The following is an 8,599-nucleotide window of genomic DNA, read 5'->3' as shown; positions in this document are numbered from 1 at the left end:
TCAGTCGGGGTGGAGAGATTCGAACTCCCGACCCCCTGGTCCCAAACCAGGTGCGCTAACCGGACTGCGCTACACCCCGTGATATTTTTCTTTGATTTCAGTAAGATGCGGAGAGAGGGGGATTCGAACCCCCGGTACCAGTTTCCCAGTACGCATGTTTAGCAAACATGTGGTTTCAGCCACTCACCCACCTCTCCAATACTTGTTCGGGCCTCACTTTTCAAGCCCCGTCAGCAATACTCATTTCGTTATTGCGAGTGCAAATGTAGGAAAATGTTTTAATGCTGCAATACAATTTATAAAAAAAATAAAGCTAAATAAACACACTTTACTGTTCGGTTTTTGTAACAAATTGCAGCACAAAAATAAAGGGGCTTGTTAAGCCCCATATATTTAGTTTATTTTTTTTCGGGTTTATCTGGTGGCGTCTTCGAAATAGAGTCTCTCATGGCGGTATCGGCCTCAACATTCTTCATTTTTAGATAATCCATCACACCCAAATTACCATTTCTAAATGCGTCTGCCATAGCTAATGGTACTTCAGCTTCTGCTTCGATCACTTTGGCTCTTGCCTCTTGGGCTTTGGCTTTCATTTCCTGCTCTTCCGCAACAGCCATCGCTCTTCTCTCTTCGGCTTTGGCCTGGGCAATGTTTTTATCCGCTTCAGCTTGGTCAATTTGCAGAACCGCACCAATGTTTTTACCTATGTCAACATCGGCTATATCAATGGAAAGAATTTCAAATGCGGTACCTGCATCCAGTCCTTTTTCCAAAACCACTTTTGAGATTGAATCCGGGTTTTCCAATACCGCCTTGTGCGACATCGAAGAACCGATTGAAGATACAATACCCTCACCTACACGCGCTAATACCGTTTCTTCACCTGCACCCCCCACTAATTGTTTGATGCTGGCACGTACGGTAACCCTTGCCTTGGCAATTAATTGAATACCATCCTTTGCCACGGCGGCAACCGGAGGGGTATCGATCACTTTGGGGTTAACCGACATTTGAACCGCCTCAAATACATCACGACCGGCCAGGTCAATTGCTGTGGCCATTTGGAATGTAAGTTCAATATTAGCTTTTGCCGCAGATACCAATGCATGAACCACACTCGTAATATGTCCTCCCGCCAAATAGTGAGCTTCTAGCTCGTCACGCTTGATATTTTTTAATCCCGCTTTATTCGCCTCAATCAACGCTCGCACAATAACCGAGGGCGGAACCTTACGAACACGCATTAAGACTAACTGAATTAATGAAATACGCACTCCTGAAACTAAGGCCGAGAACCATAACAATACAGGTACGTAATAAAGAAATAAGAAAAACAGTACAATAATGACTGCTAATAGGCCAAAAAATCCTAAGCCTTCCACCATAATATTAACTTTTAGGTTTAACGATTATATAAGTTTTAAAAACTTTCTGAACTTCCAAAATAGTATTTTCGTCCACAAAATGTCCGGGACATCTCGCTTCAACTATAATATTATTTACACTTGCTTTTCCCACAGGGTTTAATCTTGTGATTGCTACCGCCTCATCCCCTACCTTAATGGCATTATCTTCTTTCACTTCCACCTGACCATCAACGGAAGTATTGAGCATCAACTTATTCCAGCTTCCAGATCGTAACGACCAAACAATAACCAATACCATTACGGCCAAGGTGGTTATCAAAGTAGCATTGCCTCCGACAGAGCCAAACTCCTTGTACGCCATGAAAATTCCAACGCCAATAAACAACGCTCCCCCAATACCCGCAAAAGTTACGCCGGGCAACACAAAAAATTCCAGAACCAAAAGAAATAGTCCCAACAAAATAAGCAATACTATAACAACGGTGGTCATAAACTATTTAATGAATTGATACGGTGAGATTTTTATTTAACAACCTGTCTTTTAGAGGAATTAATTCATCCACCACCCCTACTTTAATCTCGCACTGCCCTTTAAAGTGGGTTAGAAATGCACATTGCTCCGCTTGTATATCATCATGATCACAAACCTCGCATAATGTTTCTATTACGTAATCGAAGGAATTAACACTGTCATTGTGCAAAACGAGCATTTTTTGTTTGCCATTACTTTTGCTCAGGCCATCCTTTTTCCATTTTTTTCCAAAAGCTACCATCTGCTAAAATTTTATGTTACAAAATAGCACTTTTTAATTAAAAAGCCATTTTAAATAAAATTAATCACAAATATTATTTTTTAGGCAACGAACTTTGTTTACCTCCTATAAAACAAACAACAAAAGCTCCAGTAAAACCTGCTTCAATAATTTCTGGGATCACTTTTTGGGCTTCCTCGAAAGAATTATAATTCCCCGAGAAGTATTTGGTTAGGCCCCTTCCTTCTAAAACCACTTTCGAAACTTCCGGTATTTTGTCCAAAGCTTCCTGCTTGGGGGGATTCTTAAAGACGCCGATCTGAATTTTATAAATTTCTTTATCCGAAGAATCCTTATTCTCTGAGATTATTGTGCCTGTTTCAAGTTCTTTATCTACTTTAGTGATAGTTTCTTTATCTGCATCACCCTTGTGAATCTTAGTATAAGGTTGTTGTATAGTTCCTTGATGTTCCTCCTTTGCGCTTTTCCATTCATCATTATCCAGGTTACTATATAAACGTAGTGCTTTTTCTTGTTTTTCGATACCTGCCTTTTTTATTGTGCCTGCTTTTTCATAGGACTCAAAGTTTAAACCTTCCGGTCCGTTTAAAATATCTTTCGCCTCCCTAAAATACGTATTTCCTTGCTGCGACAGTAACAAGATATCCTTACTGTTGGATTCATTTAACTTACGTGAAGCATCTTTTAGTTTCAGGTAATAAATCGGATACTTTTTATCCAATGCCTTGTGATACATTCGATTAGAAAGAATTTTAAGCTCTTTTGACTCTTTGATCATTTGGGTAGATGTAGCTTCCTCTTTATCACCCTTTAAACTATCCACTCTTTTTAGTAACTGCGCAATCTTTACCGGTTCAACTTCTTCCACCTGCGTGGAATGTTCCAGTAGACGTGCCGATTCCAAATTTAAAATATTAGCCCAAACATACAACGAGTCTGCGTAGCGCAATGTGGCAATATCATTTTCCGAAAAAAGCTTGTTATACATATCTGCTCGCTTTGAATAATGGCGAACAAACTCATCGTTTATATGAAAGGTATATTTTTCAGGAACAAAAACACCGTCGAAGTTCAAAACTTTGGATTCATCCTGATCTTCACGTATCGATCTATTATAATTTCCTTGTTTAATTCTATCTTGAATCTCATGTAACTCTTTTTGCCTTGCCAACAGGTATTTTTCACGTATTTGATCATCCAAATTATACACGCTGCTTTCCAGCTTCAAAATATCTTTTACAATCCTATTTCTGTCCACCTCGTTAGCCACACGCTCAAACTCAGACCTTTTGTTTTTCATTAACAAAGCCAAACTGTCCCTTTGATGCTCCATTTGATATCCTGTCTTGAACAATTCCAAAGCTTCAGTATTAATAAAGTAGTCGAAGTTAGAATATTGAATGGTATCATTGATACTAAAGCTAAATTCACCATGCTTCCCGGAACTGTTTCCATTGTTCTGTTGACTTAGGGAATGGCTTCCTCCGCCTAATTTATTATCGTTTTTCCCACCCAATTTTAAACTCGCAGATTCCACAATTTGAACGGGATCATCCACCATGTTACGTACCTGGCTCCCGTCCCACTTCACTTTGTATACCATTACAGTATCACCTTTAGTTTCCCGGTTCGAAGCAAACCAAGCTACCTGGTTAAACTCATCTGATACAAACAAATAATCATCATCAGGTGAATTAAAAGGGATACCCATATTTATCGGATCTAAAAAACCCTGCGTTTCATTGTCGTAGTATATCTTGTATATATCAAAACCTCCAAAGCCTCCAGGTCTGTCCGAAGAAAAGTAAAATGTTAACCCGTCGGTTTCCATAAATGGGAAGGCATCATTATAAACTGAATTCACCGGCTCACCAATACGCTCGCTATCTCCCCAACCGTCTAGTAATTTCTGCATTTTATAAATACTCATCGTATCTTCCGAGCTGCTTGCCATGGAAAAATACACCACATCGCCGCGTTCTGTTTCAAACATAACATTATCCGGTTCAACGCCCGATTCAAAAAAATCCCCATTTTTATACAGGCGACCCACCTCCTTAGCCGGGGCATAAACCTCCAATACATCGTCCCTCAACGTTTTCGACTTATCCAATACGGTTAGTTCATATATTTTGGAAGAAATTCTTTTGCTGTCGCGGCATTGTGTAAGAAAAAACTTCGCTTTACTCACCTTTTCGAAATCTGTCGATCTGCTTTTTAGGAATTTTTCGAAGTTGCTTATAGCCTCATCGAACTGGAACGATAACTGGTGAGCCCTGCCCAAATAGTAGTTTACCTTTCGGCTTACTCTTTTTATTTGAGCATAATTCAACATTTTGACCGACTGTGAAAGATCTCCCCTGTTATTTAACAAACAAATACCCATATAATAATTATAGGCAGCATCTTTTGGATATTTTTTCAACAGATGAGCATATACCAATTCGGCATTTTCAAAATCTCCAGCTTTTATATATTCCAATCCTTTTTTAGGCGTATATGCCGGCTCCTGCGCTAACATAAGGGAATACTCCCCAGTACCCATCATCAATACCCAAAAACAAATTGAACATAAATATTTTATCATAACTTCGTTTAATACTTTTCAATAGAAATCATCCTCAAAATTATAAATATAAGATCAAATACCTAACTTGGTCAAGCCAAAACCCAATAGTTTTTTAACTTGTTCACGCTAGCCGGCAAATCATAATATCCCATTTGTCACAACATAATTGGTGCCACAAGCCACCTAACTATTCTAACATTAAAATTAATTATTATTTTAAAGACAATCTCCATATATTTATTATTTCTTAACGACTTGTTGATAACTCTTTTGAACCATACCGTATATTAATAGTTTTTAAGAAATATATTTGTAACCTTAAATTTTAAACCATGGATATTTTAAAGGAAGGAGATAAAGCTCCCGCTTTTACGGGTATAAACCAAGACGGCAAAAAAATTTCGTTAAGTGATTTCGCAGGTAAAAAAGTGATTCTCTATTTTTACCCCAAAGACAACACTCCTGGTTGCACGGCGGAATCGTGTAATTTAAATGAGAATTATAGCGAGTTAACACAAAAAGGTTTTGAAGTGATAGGAGTAAGCCCGGACAGTTCAGCCTCGCATTTAAAATTTATCGCAAAATACAACTTACAATTTAACCTTGTTGCAGATACCCAAAAAGAAATCCTTGAGATGTACAATGCCTGGGGTTTAAAAAAAATGTATGGGAAAGAATATATGGGCGTTCTTAGATCTACTTTTATCATCAATGAGGAAGGAATAATTGAAAAGATAATAAAAAAAGTAAATACCAAAGATCACACCAATCAAATATACAGCGAGTTAGAATTAAATTAAGATTTTTAAAATGGCAGATAAACAAGAAGTTAACAAGGAAAAATTAAAAGCATTGCAGCTTACCATGGACAAAATTGACAAGGCCTATGGTAAGGGAACAATCATGAAAATGGGTGAGAATGCCATTGAAGACATCCCGGTTATATCAACAGGTTCATTGTCGTTGGATATGGCCCTGGGAGTCGGCGGTTTGCCAAAAGGAAGAGTGATTGAGATCTACGGTCCCGAATCGTCAGGTAAAACAACTTTGGCTATCCACGCCATTGCGGAAGCTCAGAAAGCTGGCGGTATAGCTGCATTTATTGATGCAGAACATGCCTTTGATCGATTCTATGCAGAAAAGCTAGGTGTGGACATTGAAAACTTGTTGATTTCGCAGCCGGACAATGGTGAGCAGGCCTTAGAAATTGCAGACCAACTGATCCGCTCTTCCGCCATTGATATCATAGTTGTGGACTCGGTTGCCGCATTGACACCCAAAGCTGAGATTGAAGGTGAAATGGGCGACTCGAGAATGGGGCTTCAGGCAAGACTAATGTCGCAGGCCTTAAGGAAACTGACTTCAACCATTAATAAAACCAACACCTGCTGTATCTTCATCAACCAGCTGAGGGAAAAGATTGGGGTAATGTTCGGTAACCCGGAAACAACAACGGGAGGAAACGCATTAAAGTTTTATGCATCGTTAAGGCTAGATATCCGGAGAGCTTCTCAAATCAAAGATGGTGAAGATATAATAGGCAACCATACCAGAGTAAAAGTGGTTAAAAACAAGGTGGCACCTCCATTCAGAAAGGCAGAATTCGACATTATGTATGGCGAAGGAATCTCTAAGGTTGGAGAAGTTCTTGATTTAGGGGTTGACCTGGAAATCATTAAAAAAAGTGGCTCCTGGTTTAGCTATGGCGAAACTAAACTCGGACAAGGTAGGGAAGCCGTTAAAGGCGTTATCAAAGACAATCCTGAGTTAATGGATGAGCTAGAGCAGAAGATTATAGAAGCAAGTACCAAGAACTGAGTCAACTGCCAACAGCCGGCAACCTGCATTACAAAGAGGAAAATAATTTGCCTCGCTTAAAATAATGTTTTTATAAGAAACCTTTTTATTCTTCCCTTAGCTGTTATGCTGGGGGAAGTAAGGTTGCGCAGCAACCGGGATGCGGGTGTCATATCGTCAACATTATTCTAAAAAATTGGCCATTGGCAACAGGGATTTGTCATTGGATGTTGGCAGAACTATTTTGGAATAAAGTTCTAAGAGCTACGATAACGATCATATTCTTTAAAATTAAATGAGCCGGGTTTGTTGCCCGGTTTTTTCGTGTGGGGATGAAAGAAAAACAGAGCATCAAGGGATATCGATACGTGCTTCAGGCGTTTTTAATGTGGGGGGTGTTGGCTATTTATTGGAAATCGTTGAAACACATCGGTGAATGGGAACTTTTGTCACATAGGGTAATTTGGTCCTTTATAATGCTGACGATTTATTTAGGTATTACCAAAAAAAACCAGTTTAAACAAATCTGGAGGAATAAGAAAAACCGGTACGCCCTTTTAAGTACCTCAATTTTGATTGGTATAAATTGGGGGGTATTCATTTATGCGGTAAATGCCGATAAGATTGTTCAAGCTGGCCTGGGATATTACATCACCCCATTGGTGAACATGTTTTTGGGCATCACTATTTTAAAGGAAAAACTAACGAAAACCAAGACGTTAGCTTTAACCATGGTTACGGGAGCTATTCTATTTCTTACTTTAAAAGTTGGAGAATTTCCTTACATATCATTTATTTTGGCTTTTTCTTTTGGTTTTTATGGCCTGGTTAAAAAAACTATTAAGGTAGACAATTTACCGTCTTTAGCATTTGAAACTACCCTACTGTTGCCGCTTGCGATTGCATACCAAGGTTTTCTATGGTCAAATGCCGACAGTTCATTAAACCATTTAGATTTACAATCTATTTTTCTTTTGATAGGAACCGGAATTATAACGATACTGCCTTTATACTGGTTTACCAAAGGTGCAAGAAAAGTAAACCTGACCACCGTCGGATTTTTCCAGTATGTTGCACCCACAATCATGTTATTGATTGGTATTTTTGTTTACAACGAACCTTTTGAAAGCAACCATATTATTGCTTTTGCCATAATTTGGTCAGCCATTGCTATTTATGTATACGCTTTGATCGTAGAAAAAAGAAAAAAATAAATATCTGTTACATTTTCTTTTTATTTCTATTAAAAACTAATAAATTGCCAATCAAACACTTATCAAGCCTAACCAATGATCAACTACAACAACAAAACATTTGTCACTATCAGCAACTCCGAAAACGGAGATACTACCGAAGAAACCGTGTATTCTTATAAACAATCCGGAAATCGGGTTACAGCCACCTACAAAGGAGGGCCAATAAAATCAGGATTTGTGGAAGCCAGTGCCGATGTATTCGGCAACCTTCAGATGCAATACTACCACACCAACGAAAAAAACGAATTAATAACCGGAATTTGCACTTCCACACCGGAAAGAATGCCCAATGGCAAAATCAGGATTATTGAAGATTGGCAGTGGACTTGTAAACATTTCCCAAATGGCAGATCTATCCTGGAAGAGATCGATCCGCTGGATGATAATGAGCTGGTCTTTAACAACCGGAAACAAATTACCTATTCAATTTAAGATGTGAACAAGACCATGAAGCTGGTTCGACTAACATGCCCATTCCTTTGAACATGAGGCCAATTTATCTGATGAGGCAGCATTTTGGGACGTAAGCCTTCTCAACTTTGGTGTGATTCTCCATCTGGACTATGACCAGTGTCATCTATTGCGGCTACAACTCATTGCTTACCATCCGGGAAATTTAGAACCTATACTGCGACAACAGCAAAACATTTAAATAGGTACATCCCAGGTCTGCTTTAAACCCGCAATATGCATTAGAAAATCTATTACATTGAAATTGTTTCAAAACAAGAAACTCCGCTGCTTCACTTCAACTCACCATAACGATGCTCCCGAAAGTAATCAAAGAATTTATCGTGGGTAAAAAAATTACATTAAAATTTCATCGCACTTGATGTT

8 protein-coding genes and 2 tRNA genes are annotated in these 8,599 nt (G+C 38.7%); 4 read left to right on the top strand and 6 right to left on the bottom strand.

Going from position 1 to position 8,599, the window contains the following annotated elements:
* Positions 1–4 precede the first annotated feature (4 nt).
* From ACT29I_RS00050 to ACT29I_RS00025, 6 genes are all read right to left on the bottom strand, one after another.
* A tRNA-Pro gene (locus ACT29I_RS00050) sits at positions 5–79 on the bottom strand.
* 29 nt (positions 80–108) lie between these two features.
* Positions 109–197 (bottom strand) — tRNA-Ser (locus tag ACT29I_RS00045).
* A 201-nt stretch (positions 198–398) separates the two neighbouring features.
* Positions 399–1,385, bottom strand: a complete 987-nt coding sequence (gene floA, locus ACT29I_RS00040) for a flotillin-like protein FloA (RefSeq protein WP_430933389.1) — start codon at positions 1,383–1,385, stop codon at positions 399–401.
* A 4-nt stretch (positions 1,386–1,389) separates the two neighbouring features.
* Positions 1,390–1,857, bottom strand: a complete 468-nt coding sequence (locus ACT29I_RS00035) for an NfeD family protein (protein WP_430933388.1) — start codon at positions 1,855–1,857, stop codon at positions 1,390–1,392.
* Between the two features lie 7 nt (positions 1,858–1,864).
* A complete protein-coding gene (locus tag ACT29I_RS00030; RefSeq protein WP_430933387.1) occupies positions 1,865–2,140 on the bottom strand; it encodes an ATP-dependent Clp protease adaptor ClpS in 276 nt (91 codons plus the stop codon).
* A gap of 73 nt (positions 2,141–2,213) precedes the next feature.
* A complete protein-coding gene (locus ACT29I_RS00025; RefSeq protein ID WP_444792425.1) occupies positions 2,214–4,727 on the bottom strand; it encodes a hypothetical protein in 2,514 nt (837 codons plus the stop codon).
* Between the two features lie 314 nt (positions 4,728–5,041).
* Between ACT29I_RS00025 and bcp the strand changes: the two genes are divergently transcribed.
* From bcp to ACT29I_RS00005, 4 genes are all read left to right on the top strand, one after another.
* A complete protein-coding gene (gene bcp, locus ACT29I_RS00020; RefSeq protein ID WP_430933385.1) occupies positions 5,042–5,509 on the top strand; it encodes a thioredoxin-dependent thiol peroxidase in 468 nt (155 codons plus the stop codon).
* Between the two features lie 10 nt (positions 5,510–5,519).
* Positions 5,520–6,527 carry a recombinase RecA gene (gene recA, locus ACT29I_RS00015; protein WP_430933384.1) on the top strand — a complete coding sequence of 336 codons (1,008 nt, stop codon included), beginning with the start codon at positions 5,520–5,522 and terminating at the stop codon, positions 6,525–6,527.
* Between the two features lie 311 nt (positions 6,528–6,838).
* Positions 6,839–7,720: an EamA family transporter RarD gene (gene rarD, locus ACT29I_RS00010; protein ID WP_444792424.1), complete on the top strand. Its 882-nt coding sequence runs from the start codon at positions 6,839–6,841 to the stop codon at positions 7,718–7,720.
* Between the two features lie 75 nt (positions 7,721–7,795).
* On the top strand, positions 7,796–8,194 hold the full coding sequence (locus tag ACT29I_RS00005; protein WP_444792423.1) for a n-acetylglutamate synthase: 399 nt from the start codon (positions 7,796–7,798) through the stop codon (positions 8,192–8,194).
* The last annotated feature ends 405 nt before the right edge of the window (positions 8,195–8,599 follow it).

The organism is Saccharicrinis sp. GN24d3 (assembly GCF_052400645.1).
In the GTDB taxonomy this organism is placed as follows: domain Bacteria; phylum Bacteroidota; class Bacteroidia; order Bacteroidales; family Marinilabiliaceae; genus Saccharicrinis.
Note: the sequence above shows the minus strand (reverse complement) of the source record. Positions and strands in the feature narration are given on the sequence as shown.

Bases quoted from the DNA above. Each gene is read 5' to 3' on its own strand.
- floA (WP_430933389.1), bottom strand. From the start codon at position 1,385: ATGGTGGAAGGCTTAGGATTTTTTGGCCTATTAGCAGTCATTATTGTA.
- rarD (WP_444792424.1), top strand. From the start codon at position 6,839: ATGAAAGAAAAACAGAGCATCAAGGGATATCGATACGTGCTTCAGGCG.
- recA (WP_430933384.1), top strand. From the start codon at position 5,520: ATGGCAGATAAACAAGAAGTTAACAAGGAAAAATTAAAAGCATTGCAG.
- ACT29I_RS00005 (WP_444792423.1), top strand. From the start codon at position 7,796: ATGATCAACTACAACAACAAAACATTTGTCACTATCAGCAACTCCGAA.
- ACT29I_RS00025 (WP_444792425.1), bottom strand. From the start codon at position 4,727: ATGATAAAATATTTATGTTCAATTTGTTTTTGGGTATTGATGATGGGT.
- bcp (WP_430933385.1), top strand. From the start codon at position 5,042: ATGGATATTTTAAAGGAAGGAGATAAAGCTCCCGCTTTTACGGGTATA.
- ACT29I_RS00030 (WP_430933387.1), bottom strand. From the start codon at position 2,140: ATGGTAGCTTTTGGAAAAAAATGGAAAAAGGATGGCCTGAGCAAAAGT.
- ACT29I_RS00035 (WP_430933388.1), bottom strand. From the start codon at position 1,857: ATGACCACCGTTGTTATAGTATTGCTTATTTTGTTGGGACTATTTCTT.